Below are 15090 nucleotides of genomic sequence, written 5' to 3'. Positions count from 1 at the left end.
CGTCGCCGACGCGGTTCGATCGACGAGAAACACAGCGTGACGAAGAGACCCCGCCCCCGTGTGCGTGCCGTTGCCGCCGTGCTCGCTCCACTGGCGATCCTGCTCGCGCTCCTGTCATGGGGACTGTCTTCACCGCCGGGATCGAGCCCGGACGATGACTACCACCTGGCGAGCATCTGGTGCGCGGCCGGCGAGGTCGACGGGCGCTGCGAGGCCGCGACCGACCCCGATGAGCGCTTCGTGCCGCCGGGCGTGCGCAAGGCGTCCGTCTGCTACGCGTTCCGATCCGAGTCCGCGGCGTGCCCCCTGGCCGAGGGCGAGATGATCGCGTTCGATCGTGGGAACTGGCTCACCGGCGCGTACCCGCCGGTGTTCTACGCGGTGATGAACCTCTTCGTCACCGAAGACGTCGCCTTCTCGGTGGTGCTGATGCGCAGCGCGAACGCGGTGCTGTACGTCGGCGTCCTCACCGCCCTGTTCTTCCTCCTCCCCCGGCAGAAGCGGCCCCCGCTGGTGTGGGGCGCCGCGGTGACCGCTGTTCCCCTGGCGATGTTCCTCATCCCGAGCGTGAATCCCAGTTCGTGGGCCGTGCTTTCGGCGACGGGCCTGTGGGTGGCGGTATGGGGGTTCATGACCACCCCGGGAAGGCGGGCGTGGCTCCTTGCGGGTTTGGCGGGACTGCTGCTTCTGCTCGGCGCGGGTGCGCGCAGCGACGCCGCCGTGTACGGGGTGATCGCGATGCTCGCGGGGGCGACGATCGCCGTCCGCCGTGACCGCGCCTATGTGCTTCGCCTGCTCGTCCCCGCCGGCCTGTCGGTCGTCGCCGCACTGTTCTTCTTCACCGCCGGCCAGTCCGCTGTGGTGTCCGCCGGCACGGCTGCAGGCGACCAGGGGCTCGCCGCCTCCACCCTCGTCTTCGCCAACCTCAAGGCGCTGCCCGAGCTGTGGGCCGGGGTGTTCGGTACATCGCCGCTCGGCTGGCTCGACACCGAGATGCCCGGTGCGGTCTGGGTCACCGCGCTGACGCTGTTCGGCGCGGTCGTGTTCTGGGGGCTGCGAAGCGGCACGTGGGGCAAGTGGGTCGCGCTGGCCGGCGTCGCTGCGAGCCTCACCATCATCCCGCTCTACATCCTCGTGCACGACGGCGTGGTCGCCGGTGAAGGCGGCGTGCAGTCGCGCTACGTCTACCCGCTCGTGATCATGCTCGCCGGCATCGCCCTCGTGGGCGGCATCCGTCCAGATCTGGGGCTCAGCCGCCTCCAGATGATCGTCGCCGCCTGCTCGCTCGTGCTCGCCAACGGCGTGGCGCTGCACGTCAACATCCGGCGGTATGTCACGGGTGACGACGTGCTCGGCGTAGACCTCGACGCCAACGTCGAGTGGTGGTGGAACGCTCCGGTGTCGCCGATGGCGCTGTGGGCCGCCGGATCCGTGGCATTCCTCGTCGGGATCGCGGCGCTCACCTTTGCGGCATGGCGACCGCGCATTGAACCGACCCACACAGGAGTGTCATGAAGCTCCCCCGCTGGGCGCGCAGCCTCGGCATGGTCCTCGTGCCGCTCTCGCTCGCCGTCACCCTCCTCGCGTGGGGGGTGTCCTCACCGCCCGGCTCGAGCCCCGACGACGACTACCACCTGGCGAGCATCTGGTGCGCCCAGGGCATCGAGCCGGGTCAGTGCGAGGAGGCGGGCGCGGAGGTGTCGCGCCGCGTGCCGGCGGAGCTCGTCGACTGGGTCGGCTGCTTCAAGTTCCGCCCGGACGTGTCGGCGGCCTGCCCGGTGGATGTCGGGGAGCTGTCGAGCACGAAACGCGGGAACTGGTATGTGAGCGCCTACCCGCCGGTGTTCTACGGGACCATGAGCCTCTTCGTCACGGACGACGTCTCGACGTCGGTCATCCTGATGCGCTCCGCCAACGCGCTGCTCTATGTCGCGGTCCTCGCCGGGCTGTTCTTCCTCTTGCCCCGCGGTCTGCGCCCGGTTCTCGTCTGGGGGGCCGCCGTCACCGCCGTGCCGCTCGGCCTCTTCCTGATTCCGAGCGTGAATCCCAGTTCCTGGGCGGTGCTGTCGGCCACTGGCCTGTGGGTGGCCGCGTGGGGCTTCTTCCGGGCCGAGGGATGGCGCAAGTGGGCCCTCGCGGGAATGACGAGCCTGCTGCTCGTGGTGGGAGCAGGCGCGCGGAGCGACGCCGCAGTCTACGGTGTGCTCGCGCTCGCGGTCGCCTGTGTGCTTTCCGCCTCGCGCACGCGCGCCTTCGCGCGGGACCTCCTGCTTCCCTTCGGCCTCGTCGTGATCGCGGTGCTGTTCTTCTTCAGCGGCCGGCAATCCGCCGTCGTCACGAGTGACACCGCAGCGTCCGACGGCGACATTCCGCTATCCCTGCTGGCCTTCATCAACATCAAGCAGCTGCCGGAGCTCTGGGCGGGCGTCTTCGGCATATGGCAGGTCGGAGGTCTGGGCTGGCTCGACACCACGATGCCCGGCGTCGTCTGGGTCTTCGCGCTCGTCGTCTTCGGCGGGGTCTCGTTCTGGGGAATGCGCACCGGCGACGTCCGGAAGTGGATCGTCGTCGCAGGCGTCAGCCTGAGCCTCGTCGCCGTGCCGATGTACATCCTGCTGAACGACGGCGTCGTCGTCGGGCAGTTCGTCCAGCCGCGCTACATCTACCCGCTCATCATCGTGCTCGCCGGCGTCGTTCTCATCGGCCTCTCGGGAGCCGCGCTGGGACTCGGCCGGCTGCAGCTGGTGCTCGTGGCCGTCGCCCTGGCGATCGCGGCCGGCGTCGCGCTGCACGTCAACCTCCGGCGCTACATCACCGGCCTCGACAACGAGACCTTCAACCTGAACGATCCGATCGAATGGTGGTGGAACGCACCGGTGTCGCCGATGCTCGTCTGGTTCGCGGGATCGGCCGCGGCGGCGCTGACCGCCGGCCTGCTCGTCGCCTTCGCGTGGTCGAGCGCGACGGCGGCCTCCGCACGCCTCGCTCAGATGGCGGGATCGGAGCCCTCGTCCGCCTCTGAGAGCTGAGCGCGCTGCCCCGCCTCCAGCAGTCGGATGCGCTCCTCCAGCAGCGCGGTGCGCTCGGCGAGCACCCGCGTCTCGGACTCGAGGTCGGTCAGCTCGGCGCTGTGCTGGATGGCCACGAGCACGAGCATGCCGATGCTGACGAAGAAGACGAGGTTCGCCGGCAGCACCACGCCCACGAGGTCGGCCACCCACACGAGCAGGCCGGGGAAGAGTCCGGCGATCACGGCCAGCGTCGTCGCGATCAGCCACCACACGGCGTGACGCTCACGCAGCCGGCGGCGCCGGAGCAGCTCGATGACGACCGAGAGCATCAGGACGGCGCCGGCGATGCCGACGAGGTACGCGGTCGCGGTCATGCGCTCACTCGGGACGACGTGACGGCCGGCGCCGGCCGGACGTACGCGAAGCCCAGCGCCACGAAGGCGCGGAGCAGGTAGACGGCCGAGCGGAACGGGTTGTGGGACGGCTTGCCCCCGGCGCGCACGCGCATCGCGACGGGCACCTGGGTGATGCGGCATCCCGACCGGGCGGCGATGACGAGCGCCTCGATGGTGTCCCCGAGGTATTCGGCCGGATAGTTCTCCGAAAACAGGGCCACGGCGCGGGGCCCGCACGCCTTGAAGCCGGACGTCGTGTCGGTGAGCGTGGTCTTGGCAGTGCGGCTCAGGACCTTGGCCATCACGCGCATGGCGAGCCGGCGCAGACCCCGGGCGCTGTAGTCGCCCACGCCGGCGAACCTCGCACCGATGACGATGTCGGCCTCGTCGAGCTTCTCGACGAGGTCGGGCACCGCGGCCGGGTCATGCTGTCCGTCGGCGTCGACCTGGACCACCACGTCGTACCCGTTCTCGACGGCGTAGATGTAGCCGAGCCGCATCGCACCACCGACGCCGAGGTTGAACGGCAGACGCAGCGCGATCGCCCCCGCCGCCTTGGCGATGCGGGACGTGTCGTCGCCGGAGCCGTCGTCGACCACGACGACGTCGACAGTGGGCAGTGTCGACCGCACCTCTGCGATCACCCCGCCGATCGCCTCCGCTTCGTTGAAGGCAGGCATCACGACGAGGACGCGCCGGTCGTGGGCAGTCATGCGGTGAAGTCTATCGAGCGGGTCGGCGTCGGACCGTGGGGCTGTGGAGGCGGACATCACGCCAGCTGGTTGTTCCACATCGACAGCGCCGAGCCGATCGCCATGTGCATGTCCAGGTACTGGTAGGTGCCCAGCCGGCCTCCGAAGTAGACGTCCGTCTCCGCCTTCGCTCGCTCCCGGTACGCCAGCAGGCCGTCGCGGTCGTCCGGGGTGTTGACTGGATAGTACGGCTCGTCGTCGTCGCCCGCGAAGCGGGAGTACTCGCGCACGATGACGGTCCGGTCGGCCGGGTAGCGGTCCGAGCGCTCGGGGTGGAAGTGCTTGAACTCGTGGATGCGCGTGTACGGCACGTCCTCGTCGGCGTAGTTCATGACCGGGGTGCCCTGGAAGTCGGACACCGCGACGACCTCTCGCTCGAAGTCGAGGGTCCGCCACGACAGCGCCCCTTCGCTGTAGTCGAAGTAGCGGTCGATCGGCCCGGTGTAGACCACGGGCACCTGCCCCGCCGTCGCCGCCTTGTGCAGCGGCTGCGACGCGTCGAAGTAGTCCGTCGACAGGCGGACCTCGATGCGCGGGTGGTCGGCCATCCTCTCGAGCCACGCGGTGTATCCATCGACGGGGAGTCCCTCCCAGCGGTCGTCGAAGTACCGGTTGTCGTAGGTGTAGCGCACCGGGAGCCGGCTGATGACGCCCGCGGGCAGATCCTTCGGATCGGTCTGCCACTGCTTGGCGGTGTAGCCGCGGATGAACGCCTCGTAGAGCGGCCGGCCGATCAGGCCGATGCCGCGCTCCTCGAGGTTGCGGGCGTTCTTCGGGTCGTACTCGCCGGCCGACTCCTGCACCAGGGCACGGGCCTGCGCAGGGGTGTAGGCCGCGGCGAAGAACTGGTTGATGGTGCCGAGGTTGATCGGCAGCGGGTACACCACCCCGCGATGCGTGGTGTAGACGCGGTGCACGTAATCGGTGAACTGCGTGAACCGGTTGGCGTACTCCCACACGACCGGGTTCGAGGTGTGGAACAGGTGAGCGCCGTAGCGGTGCACCTCGATCCCCGTGTCGGGATCGGACTCGCTGTACGCATTGCCGCCGATGTGGTCGCGCCGGTCGATGACCGTTACCCGGCGTCCAGCGGCCGCCGCCCTCTCGGCGATCGTGAGGCCGAAGAATCCGGAGCCGACGATGAGGAGATCCATATGCTCAACTTTCCGGGCGAGAGCCCCGACAAGCCTAACGCCGGGCGGCTCGCCGCTCCGTCGGGAGTGGGCGCAGCGCGGACGCATGGGAAGATGGAGCACGTGCATGCGGAACCTCGCCCCGAGCCGAGCCCGCTGATCGTCCGCATCTGGTCCTCCAGCGCCGTCCGCTACCTGTTCGTGGGCGGCCTCGCGTTCCTGTTCGACGTCGGCGTGCTCTGGCTGCTCCACGACGTCTTGGGGGTGCCGTTGCCGATCAGCACGCCCGCCGCCTTCCTGCTCAGCTTCGCCTTCACCTACACGCTGCAGCGCACGGTCGCCTTCCGGGCGTCGGACGACGTCGCGCCCAGCGTCGTGCGCTACGCGATCCTGGTGGCCGCGAACACCGTGGCCACGACCGGCATCGTGTGGGCCGCAGATGCACTGGGGCTGCCGTGGATCGTCGGCAAGATCGCCGCCGTGGTGGCCACCACGATCTGGAACTACTTCATCTATCGGTACTGGGTGTTCTCAGCCCGGAAGGGAAGCTGATGTACCGGGGAGCCCGGATCGCGGCCGTCGTGCCCGCCTACAAGGAAGAGCGCATGATCAGCCGGGTCATCGAGACGATGCCGGACTACGTCGACGACATCGTCATCGTCGACGACTGCAGCCCTGACGATACGAGCGGAGCCGTCCAGCGCGTCGGCAGCGAGCGCGTCACTCTCATCCGGCACGAGGTGAACCAGGGCGTGGGCGGCGCGATCATCACGGGTCACAAGGCCGCCCTCGAACTCGGGAGCGACGTCAATGTGATCATGGCCGGCGACGCGCAGATGGATCCGCACTACTTGCCCAAGCTCCTGGACAGCGTGACGGACGGCGGCTACGGGTTCGCCAAGGCCAACCGCTTCTATGCGCCCGAATCGTTCACCGGGATGCCGGGCTATCGCGTGTTCGGCAACATCGTGCTGTCGTTCATGACCAAGCTGACGTCGGGGTACTGGAACCTCTTCGACCCTCAGAACGGGTATACCGCAGTGCGGGCCGACGTGGTCCGCCGGCTGCCGCTGGACCGCATCGCCAAGCGCTACAGCTTCGAGAACGACCTCCTCATCCACCTGAACATCCTCCAGGTCCCCGCCGTCGACGTCCCCATACCCGCGGTGTACGGCGAGGAGGTGTCGAGCATCAAGCTGCGACGGGTGATCCCCGAGCTCCTGCACCGGCTCACCGTCGGCTTCTGGACCCGGATCTGGTATCGCTACGTGCTGTGGTCGTTCTCGCCGATCGCGCTGCTGCTCTTCCTCGGCCTCATCCTGTTCGCCTTCGGCATCGCCGTCAGCATCTGGATCCTCTTCCAGGTCTTCGGCTCGGTGATCGCGACCGCGGGGACGGTGATGCTGGCCGCGCTCCCGCTCATGCTGGGGACGCAGATGCTCATCAGCGCACTCCAGCTGGACATCCAGGCCACCCCGTCGGCTCCGACCTACCCGCCGTTCGGGGCGGTCGGAAGCGCGGGGCCTCCCGAGGAGCCGAAGCGGATCAGCCCGCCGCAGGCGCCGTAGCGACCAGGACGCCGCCACCACCGGCCGAGCGCAGCGCGGACTCGACGACCTCGAGGGTGTGCGCCGCCTCCGCCATCGTGGACAGCTGCGTCTCCTCGCCGCGCACCGCGTCGCGGAAGGCCTCCAGCTCGGCCCGCAGCGGCTCCTTCTTCGCGAACGCGAAGCGCGTCACATCCCCCTCCGAGACGCCGCGGAAAGTCGACACCGACTCCCATTCCAGCGCGACGGTACCGTTGGCATAGAACGTGAGATCGCCGGTCGCCGTGTCGGCGATGAAGGTGCCGCGCTCGCCCGTGACGACCGTGACGCGCTCCTTCATCGGGCTCAGCCAGTTGATGAGGTGATTGGCGATGACGCCGTTGCGCAGGCGGCCGGTCATCGAGATCATGTCCTCGAACGCGCGGCCGCTCTTGTGGGCGGTCTGCGCCGACACCGACTCATAGCCCGACTGAGCGACCCAGGCCGTCAGGTCCACATCGTGGGTGGCGAGGTCTTTGGCGACGCCGACGTCGCCGATGCGCCCGGGGAAGCTGCTCTGGCGGCGGGTGGCGATCTGATAGACGTCCCCGGCGTCCCCGTGGGCCAGCCGTGCGCGCAACTGCTGCAGCGCCGGGTTGAACCGCTCGACGTGCCCGACCGCGCCGACCAGTCCACGCTCGCCGAACGCCGCCGCCACCCGGTAGCCGGTCTCGGTGTCTTCGGCGATCGGCTTCTCGACCAGCGTGTGGATGCCCGCGTCCGCGAGGGCCAGCGCGGCGTCGGCGTGGAAGCGGGTGGGGATCGCCACGATCGCGATGTCCAGGCCCGCGGCGATGAGCGCTTCGACGTCGGGCAGCACGTCAAGGCCACCGGCGACGCGGTGCGGGTCTCCGCCGGGGTCGGCGACGGCCACCAGCTCGACGCCGTCCACATCGCGCAGGATCCGGGCGTGATGGCGCCCCATCATCCCGAGACCGAGAAGGCCCGCTCTCAGTCCGGCCATCAGGCGCCCGCCCCGGCGACGGCGTTCACAGCGGTCACGATGCGCTCGAGGTCGGCCTCAACCAGCGACGGGTGCACCGGCAGGGAGACGACCTCCGCCGCGGCGCGCTCGGTCTGGTCGAGGTGCAGTCCCGGCGCGAAGCGCTCGAGGGACGGCAGGCGGTGGTTGGGGATGGGGTAGTAGACCCCACTGCCCACGCCGTGCTCCTCCTTGAGCGCTTGGACGAAGCCGTCCCGGTCCTCGGGGACGCGGACGGTGTACTGGTGGTAGACGTGCCTCGCTCCGTCCGCGACCGGCGGGACGACGACGCCGCGCAGGTTCTCATCGAGGACCGCGGCGTTGTGACGGCGGGCCTCCGTCCAGGCATCGACCTTCGTCAGCTGGACGCGCCCGATGGCGGCGTGGATGTCGGTCATCCGGGCGTTGAAGCCGATGACCTCGTTCTCGTACTGGCGCTCCATGCCCTGGTTGCGCAGCAGGCGGGCGTTGCGGGCGATCCGGTCGTCGGCCGCGGCGATCATGCCGCCTTCGCCGCTGGTCATGTTCTTCGTCGGGTACAGCGAGAACATGGCGAACGCGCCGAATGTGCCGACCGGACGGCCGCCGAGCGCCGCGCCGTGTGCCTGGGCGGCATCCTCGTACAGCGCGAGGCCATGGCTGTCCGCCAGGGCGCCGAGCTCCGTCATGCGCGCGGGGTGCCCGTACAGGTGGACCGGCATGATCCCCTTGGTCCTGGCGGTGATGGCTGCTTCTACCGACGCCGGGTCCAGCGTGAACGTCTCCGGCTCGATGTCGGCGAAGACCGGGGTGGCACCGGTGAGGGCGACCGAGTTGGCGGTCGCGGCGAAGGTGAACGAGGGGACGATCACCTCGTCGCCCGGGCCGACCCCGGCGGCGAGAAGACCAAGGTGAAGGCCGGAGGTGCCGGAATTGACCGCGACGACGGGACGTCCGTCGACGAAGTGCGCCGAGAACTCTGCCTCGAAGGCGGCCACCTCGGGGCCCTGGGCGACCATTCCGCTGCGCAGGACGCGGTCGACGGCGGCACGCTCGTCGTCGCCGATGATCGGCCTGGCGGCGGGGATGAAGTCGGTCATGCGTCCTCCTCGGAAAGAATCCCGTCGGTTTCGATATACGTCCGCTCGGTGGCAGGGCAGCGCCAGCGCCCCTCATCCAGGGCGAGGAGCGGCAGCCCCGCCTGGCCTACCCAGCCGATCCGGCGGGCGGGGACGCCGGCAACCAGCGCGAAGTCGGGCACATCCTTCACCACGACCGCACCGGCGGCCACGGTGGCCCACGCGCCGATGGTGACCGGGGCAACGCAGGTGGACCGCGCGCCGATGGACGCGCCGGTGCGGATGGTCACGCCGACGGGCTCCCAGTCGTGCGCGCTCTTGAGCGAGCCGTCCGGATTGATCGCGCGCGGATACGTGTCGTTGGTGAGAACGACGGCGGGCCCGATGAACACGCCGTCCCCGAGCGAGGCCGGCTCATACACGAGGGCGTAATTCTGCACCTTGCAGTTGTCGCCCATGACGACCCCGGAGCCGACGTAGGCGCCGCGTCCCACGATGCAGTTGCGCCCGAGCCGCGCCCCCTCACGCACTTGGGCGAGGTGCCAGATCGAGGAGCCTTCGCCGATCACCGCGTCGGAGGCGACATCGGCACTCGGAACGACGCGCACGGCGGGGGGCGGGGAGTCAGCAGACACGAGCACCCAGTCTAGCCGGGGCGGGCACGCGCCTCGATTACGATGGGATCGTGACAACCGAGAGCGACGCGAGGCTTCGTCGCGTCGCCTCCATCGCCGTGCCGCTGCTCTTCCTGCTGACGCTGCTGTCGTGGGTTTTCGCGTCGCCCATCGGCTCGAGCCCGGACGACGATTTCCACCTCCCCTCGATCTGGTGCGGAATCGGCGACCGCGACGCCCTGTGCGAGCCGACGGACGACCCCGACACCCGGATGGTACCGGGGCCGGTGGTCAACGCCCCGTGCTACGCGTTCCGCTCGGACCAGAGCGCGGACTGCTGGAACCCCGTCACCGTCGACATGGTGGAGGCGGCGTGGATGAACGCGCGCGGCCTGTACCCGCCGGTGTTCTACGGGGTGATGAGCCTCTTCGTCGGACCCGACGTCACGACCTCCGTCCTGGCGATGCGCGTGTTCAACTCGGCGCTGACCGTTGGGCTGCTGACCGCGACGTTCTTCGCGCTTCCCCGATCGACGAGACCCGCCCTGGTCGTCTCCGTCGTGGCCACCTCCGTCCCCCTCGGACTCTTCGTCTTCGCCTCGACCAACCCGTCCTCCTGGGCTCTGCTGTCGGCCGCCGTCGTGTGGGTGAGCCTGTACGGAGCGCTGCGCACGACGGGCCGGCGACAGATCGTCCTGGCGGGGCTCGCCGTGCTGGCGACCCTCCTCGGGGCGGGGGCGCGCGCCGATGCGGGCGTGTTCGCGGTGTTCGGGGTGCTCCTCGCTGCCGTGCTCGGCCTGCGCCGCGGCCGGCCGCCCGTCGTCCCCGCGATCGCCGCGGCGCTGATCGTGGTGACCGCCGCCGCCTTCTACTTCACCTCCGGGCAGGGAGGGGTGCTCGCCTCCGGGCTCCCGAACGAGAATCCGCCGCTGTCCGGTTCGCAGCACCTCAGCAACCTGCTCGAACTCCCCCAGCTGTTCACGGGCGCTTTCGGCGCGGTGGGGCTGGGATGGCTCGACACGCAGCTGCCCGCGAGCGTGCATGTGCTGGCGTTCGGGGTCTTCTGCGCGGCCGTCTTCATCGGCATCCACCGCGTCCGGCCGCGACGCGCCGTGGCCCTCGCGCTGGCGGCTGCCGCGCTCTGGGCGGTTCCCCTGGTGCTCCTCGCGCAGTCGCGCTCCATCGTCGGGACGACGGTGCAGTCGCGCTATGTGCTGCCGCTCATGATCATCCTCGTCGGCGTGGCCACCCTCGCGCCGCGCATCGTCCAGGCATGGCGCGGACCGCGCTCCTTCGTGGCCGCGCTGGCGCTGGCGTTCGCGATGTCGCTCGCGCTCCACGACAACATCCGTCGCTACACCGTGGGTCAGGACAGCAACGCCCTGGATCCCGGCGCCGGAGCGGAGTGGTGGTGGAGCGCGGCACCGTCACCGCTCGTGGTGTGGCTGGGGGGCTCCGCAGCGTTCGCGGCGGCGCTGGGGCTGCTGTGGCTCGTGGTCGCACGGCTCGACGACGACCAGCCGACATCTGAGCGGACGTCGCGAGACGACGAGCTCGTTCACACGTCCTTGTAGCGCAGGCCAGCCCACGCGCCGCGCGATGCGGCACGGATCTTGGTCCATCGATCTGTCTCGCGCAGCAGCACCTTGATCCAGGCCTTCGTCGTGAAGGCCAGGTCCTCCCAGAACCAGCGGCCGAACCCGTACCGGCGGATGACGATGACGCGGTTGCGCGCCATGTGGAACTGCCGCATCGGCGAGTAGTTCGACAGATACACCCGGCGGCCGAGCAGGCGGACGGGATCGGAATCGCCGAAACGGTGGTCCAGCAGCGCGTCGAAGACCTTGTAGTTGTGAAACCCCTTCGCGCGGGCCCGCAGGCTGATGTCGTGGTCGACGTAGTCGATGAAGAGCGCTTCGTCGTGCAGGCCGATCCGCTCCAGCAGCCGGCGGGAGAACAAGGCTCCCGAGCTGATGAGCACGTCGACCTCTCGCGCGCCGTCGCCGGTCTCACGGCGGTACACGACCCCGGTGGCGTGCGACCGCAGTGCCGGGGCGATGATCCCGGCCGTGTCTCCGGCGGCGGCATGGGCGGCAAGAAGCCGGGCCAGCATTCCGGCGGTGACGGTGCTGTCCTGATCGAAGATCCAGACGAAATCGGCGCCCGCGTCGAGGGCGGCCCGCATGCCGGCATTGAACCCGGCGGCCACGCCGACGTTGCCGGGCTGCTCGAGGACGGTGACGCGGTCGTCCGCCGCCACCGGTGCGAGGACGGCTCGAGACGCCTCGTCTGGCGAGTTGTTGACGAGGTACACCTCGTCCGCCTCCGCGAGCAGCGCCCGCACGTTGTCGGCGATGTCGGCCTCGGGGTGGTACGCGAGCACCACGCCGGCGACCCGTCGTCCCGTGCGGCCGTTCATTCGGGGTCCTCCTGTCACAATGGCCTCGCCGCCTCCAGACGCGTACGCAGGTACGCCCAGAACCGGGCTTTCAGTTCGATCATCCCGAGGTACTGGTTCGAGTCCTCGCTGGTGAGTTCGACCGGTGTGTCGACCTTCTGCACGCGCCATCCGCGCGATGCGGCGTAGGCACTCGCCCACAGGTCTTCGATGAAGGCGAACCGGCCGGGGAGCCGGAGGAAGAATCCGAGCTCGCGCACGAGCGCCGCGTCGCACACCGTGCCGCCGGTGCCCACGTACTGCGCGGCCTCGCCGGCGACGGCGTTGCGACGCTCCCAGTACTGGTCGAGGATGACGAAGGCCCAGAAACCCGCGTAGGTGCGGGGCGAGTACGCGGCGAGGAGATCTCGGACGAACGTCGCGGACGGGTCGAGGTCGTCGTCCAGCATCACGAACGGCGTCGACGGCGCGTCGCGGGTGATGCTGCGGGCGACGAGAAAGCGGGCGATGCCGCCGATGTTGACCCGACTGCTGTGGTAATCGATGGCGGCGATGGCGCCGGTGGCGCCGAACGCCTCGATCTCACCGAGGTAGTGCCGGTCATTGACCGGCTTGTTGTTCCAGAAGATGACGCGCAGTGGCGGGGCGCCCTCCTGCTCGGCCAGCAGCTGCAGCGTCCGGCGGATGCGCTGGGGCCGGTTCCACAGGCACACGATGACGGGGAGTGCGTCGTGCGGGGCCGCTCCCACGATCCGAGCCAGCCACACGCCGAAGATCGCCTGACGCACCGTCTCGAACCGCCACACCGCGCGGCGCGCCGCACCGCCCGCGAGCCGGGGAAGGGATGCCGCGAACCGCGGTGCGGCACGCGGCCGATGCACGACGCGGCCGGCGACGCGTCGCGCCCGGTCGATCAGGCCTCGTGCGCGCCGAGAGGCCACGGGGGTGTCCGCCACGAGCTCAGCTGCTCACGACGCGAGCTCGCCGTGGTCGATGAACTCCGGCGCCAGGTGGACGATCCCCGCCGAGAGCGCGTACTGCTCGACGTTGAACGAGCACGCCAGCCGCGCGTCGTCGAGGTGGCGCCCCGCCTCGTCCATGAGCGAGACGTTGACGAAGTACTTGCCGGTGCCGAACCGGGCGTCCCTCAGCAGGAACTCGACCCGGCGCCGGCCCAGCAGGGTCGGCGGGTGCATTCCCATCCGATCCGTCGTCGTGCCGTATACGCCGGTGCCGAGGACCGAGTCGATCTGGATCGCACAGCGCCAGCGCTCGACGGGCGCCTCGGACTCCACGTCGACGGTGATGCGGATGTCGCTGCCCGGGGTGACCTCGCCGGCGGCGTTCCCGCCGATCACCTCGAGCTCGGCACCGAGGATCCGCGGCTCCGCGATCGGGGGCTCCGGTTCGGCGGCGGCCGCCTTGTCGTCCTCGGCGATGCGCCGCTCGTCGAGGATGTCGCGGAAGCGCGCCACGGCGATCGCCGGATCGCCGTCGTAGACGATGCGGCCCGCGTTGAGGAGGACGGCGCGGTCGCACAGCTCGGTGATCTGACCGAGCGAATGGCTGACGATGACGATCGTGCGGCCCTCGGCCTGGAACGAGCGGATCTTGTCGAGGCACTTCCGCTGGAACGCCTCGTCGCCGACGGCCAGCACCTCGTCCACCAGGAGGATGTCGGGGTCGGTGTGGACCGCGACGGCGAAGGCAAGGCGCACGTACATGCCCGACGAGTAGAACTTCACCTGCGTGTCGATGAAGTCGCCGATGCCCGAGAACGCCACGATGTCGGCGAACTTGCCCTCGGTCTCTTCGCGGCTCATGCCCAGCACGGAGGCGTTCAAGTAGACGTTCTCGCGGCCGGTGAGATCGGGGTGGAACCCGGCGCCGAGCTCGAGCAGTGCGGCGAGGCGTCCCCGCTCCTCGACCGTCCCCTCCGTCGGATCGATGATGCCGCCGATGACCTTGAGCAGCGTGCTCTTGCCCGAGCCGTTGTGCCCGATCAACCCGATGGTGCTGCCGGCCTGGATCGCGAGGCTCACGTCGCGCAGCGCCCAGAAGTCCTGGCGGTGCCGGCGCCCTGCGCGCCCGAGCGTGACGATGCGCTCCTTGATGGACGAGTCCTTGCGCACGACGAAGCGCTTGGAGACGTTGCTGATGCGCACCACGTCGGGCGCGTTCATCGTGATGGCGGGCGTGGTCAAGATCTCACAGCTCCTGGGCGAAGTTGCCCTGCAGACGCAGGAAGACGCGGTGGCTCACGAACAGCAGCACGAGCCCGATCAGGAGGGCGACGACCAGGCGCAGCAGCAGATCCGACGGCTGCGGGACGTCCTCGCCGGCGACCCAGAACGCCTTCTGGAACCCGATCACGGCGAGCGTCAGCGGGTTGTTGGTGTAGATGTCCAGCAGGATCGGGGCGTTCTTCAGCTGGTCGCTGACCATCTGCCACGAGTACACGATGGGACTGGCCCAGAACAGCAGCATCGTCCCGAGCTCCACAAGGTACTGCACGTCGCGCAGGTAGACGTTGACCGCGCTGAACAGCAGACCCAGGGCGGTGCCGTAGACCACGATGACCGCGAGGGCGGGGAAGAAGTAGAAGAACTCGGGGTGCAGCGGCGGCTTGCCGACCAGGATGGTGGCGGCGATGAGCAGGGCCAGCTGGATCAGGAAGTTGAACAGGGCCGAACCCACGCTCGCGAGCGGAAACACCTCTCGCGGGACGAAGACCTTCTTCACCAGACCGGCGTTGCCGAGGATCGAGCCGGTCGCGCCGATCACGATCTCGGTGAACAGCCCCATCGCGGTCAGCCCGGCGAAGATGTAGACAGCGAAGTCCGGGATGCCGCGAGCCGCCGCCAGGAACTGGCCGACGACGACGAAGTAGATGCCCAGCTGCATCAGCGGCCGCGCAAGCGACCAGAAGAACCCGAGGGTGGAGTCCTTGTAGCGGGCCTTCAGGTCGCGGCGGATCAGCAGGTCCAGCATCTCGCGATGCGACAGGATCGACCCCACCGAGCCCCACAGCTCGCGGGGCTTGAGACCTGCCGGTGCGCCGACGGAGCGCATGGGGAGTGCGTCGATACGCGCGAAGCGCGCGGCTGCGCTCGATTCGGGCGAAGTGGACATCCTGAAGATCCTACCGCCCGGGTTCCTGA

Annotated in this window: 15 protein-coding genes; 5 read left to right on the top strand and 10 right to left on the bottom strand. The window is 69.5% G+C overall.

What is annotated here, in order from left to right; genetic code table 11:
* Window positions 1–36 precede the first annotated feature (36 nt).
* Together IR212_RS04550 and IR212_RS04545 are read left to right on the top strand one after the other, a co-directional pair.
* The gene (locus IR212_RS04550; RefSeq protein ID WP_194397797.1) at window positions 37–1515 is read left to right on the top strand and encodes a DUF2142 domain-containing protein; all 1479 of its coding nucleotides are present in this window, start codon (window positions 37–39) and stop codon (window positions 1513–1515) included.
* Complete coding sequence (locus tag IR212_RS04545; protein WP_194397796.1) at window positions 1512–3029, top strand: DUF2142 domain-containing protein; 1518 nt, start codon at window positions 1512–1514, stop codon at window positions 3027–3029. The genes IR212_RS04550 and IR212_RS04545 overlap by 4 nt, the downstream gene beginning before the upstream one ends.
* On the opposite strand, the gene IR212_RS04540 is transcribed toward IR212_RS04545, so the two are convergent.
* From IR212_RS04540 to glf, 3 genes are read right to left on the bottom strand one after another with little or no spacing between them, the layout of a single operon-like run.
* Complete coding sequence (locus IR212_RS04540; protein ID WP_194397795.1) at window positions 2987–3385, bottom strand: DUF2304 domain-containing protein; 399 nt, start codon at window positions 3383–3385, stop codon at window positions 2987–2989. The genes IR212_RS04545 and IR212_RS04540 overlap by 43 nt on opposite strands.
* Window positions 3382–4119, bottom strand: coding sequence for a glycosyltransferase family 2 protein (locus IR212_RS04535; protein WP_194397794.1), 738 nt, complete (start codon window positions 4117–4119; stop codon window positions 3382–3384). The genes IR212_RS04540 and IR212_RS04535 overlap by 4 nt, the downstream gene beginning before the upstream one ends.
* A 56-nt stretch (window positions 4120–4175) precedes the next feature.
* Complete coding sequence (gene glf / locus IR212_RS04530; protein ID WP_194397793.1) at window positions 4176–5312, bottom strand: UDP-galactopyranose mutase; 1137 nt, start codon at window positions 5310–5312, stop codon at window positions 4176–4178.
* A gap of 102 nt (window positions 5313–5414) precedes the next feature.
* Here glf and IR212_RS04525 point away from each other — a divergent pair, with 102 nt between their 5' ends.
* Window positions 5415–5843 carry a GtrA family protein gene (locus IR212_RS04525; protein ID WP_228479482.1) on the top strand — a complete coding sequence of 143 codons (429 nt, stop codon included), beginning with the start codon at window positions 5415–5417 and terminating at the stop codon, window positions 5841–5843.
* Window positions 5843–6859 carry a glycosyltransferase family 2 protein gene (locus IR212_RS04520; protein ID WP_194397791.1) on the top strand — a complete coding sequence of 339 codons (1017 nt, stop codon included), beginning with the start codon at window positions 5843–5845 and terminating at the stop codon, window positions 6857–6859. The genes IR212_RS04525 and IR212_RS04520 overlap by 1 nt, the downstream gene beginning before the upstream one ends.
* On the opposite strand, the gene IR212_RS04515 is transcribed toward IR212_RS04520, so the two are convergent.
* Genes IR212_RS04515 through IR212_RS04505 form a run of 3 tightly spaced genes read right to left on the bottom strand, consistent with a single transcriptional unit; the run spans window position 6837 to window position 9525 of the window.
* Window positions 6837–7841: a Gfo/Idh/MocA family protein gene (locus IR212_RS04515; RefSeq protein ID WP_194397790.1), complete on the bottom strand. Its 1005-nt coding sequence runs from the start codon at window positions 7839–7841 to the stop codon at window positions 6837–6839. The genes IR212_RS04520 and IR212_RS04515 overlap by 23 nt on opposite strands.
* Window positions 7841–8938 carry a DegT/DnrJ/EryC1/StrS family aminotransferase gene (locus IR212_RS04510; protein WP_194397789.1) on the bottom strand — a complete coding sequence of 366 codons (1098 nt, stop codon included), beginning with the start codon at window positions 8936–8938 and terminating at the stop codon, window positions 7841–7843. Before IR212_RS04510 ends, IR212_RS04515 begins: the two co-directional genes overlap by 1 nt.
* A complete protein-coding gene (locus tag IR212_RS04505; protein ID WP_194397788.1) occupies window positions 8935–9525 on the bottom strand; it encodes an acyltransferase in 591 nt (196 codons plus the stop codon). The genes IR212_RS04510 and IR212_RS04505 overlap by 4 nt, the downstream gene beginning before the upstream one ends.
* A gap of 77 nt (window positions 9526–9602) precedes the next feature.
* Between IR212_RS04505 and IR212_RS04500 the strand changes: the two genes are divergently transcribed.
* Window positions 9603–11105 carry a DUF2142 domain-containing protein gene (locus tag IR212_RS04500; protein WP_194397787.1) on the top strand — a complete coding sequence of 501 codons (1503 nt, stop codon included), beginning with the start codon at window positions 9603–9605 and terminating at the stop codon, window positions 11103–11105.
* Here IR212_RS04500 and IR212_RS04495 read toward each other — a convergent pair.
* The 4 genes from IR212_RS04495 to IR212_RS04480 are packed head-to-tail and all read right to left on the bottom strand — an operon-like array spanning window position 11090 to window position 15061.
* Window positions 11090–11950: a glycosyltransferase gene (locus IR212_RS04495; protein WP_194397786.1), complete on the bottom strand. Its 861-nt coding sequence runs from the start codon at window positions 11948–11950 to the stop codon at window positions 11090–11092. The two genes, IR212_RS04500 and IR212_RS04495, sit on opposite strands and share 16 nt — an antisense overlap.
* A 14-nt stretch (window positions 11951–11964) precedes the next feature.
* Window positions 11965–12885, bottom strand: a complete 921-nt coding sequence (locus tag IR212_RS04490) for a hypothetical protein (protein ID WP_194397785.1) — start codon at window positions 12883–12885, stop codon at window positions 11965–11967.
* Between the two features lie 12 nt (window positions 12886–12897).
* Complete coding sequence (locus IR212_RS04485) at window positions 12898–14112, bottom strand: ABC transporter ATP-binding protein (protein WP_194398521.1); 1215 nt, start codon at window positions 14110–14112, stop codon at window positions 12898–12900.
* A gap of 25 nt (window positions 14113–14137) precedes the next feature.
* Window positions 14138–15061, bottom strand: a complete 924-nt coding sequence (locus IR212_RS04480) for an ABC transporter permease (protein ID WP_194397784.1) — start codon at window positions 15059–15061, stop codon at window positions 14138–14140.
* Window positions 15062–15090 lie beyond the last annotated feature (29 nt).

Origin of the sequence: Microbacterium atlanticum, assembly GCF_015277815.1 — a bacterium.
Classification (GTDB): Bacteria; Actinomycetota; Actinomycetes; order Actinomycetales; family Microbacteriaceae; genus Microbacterium; species Microbacterium atlanticum.
This window is presented reverse-complemented; position numbering and strand designations above follow the sequence as displayed.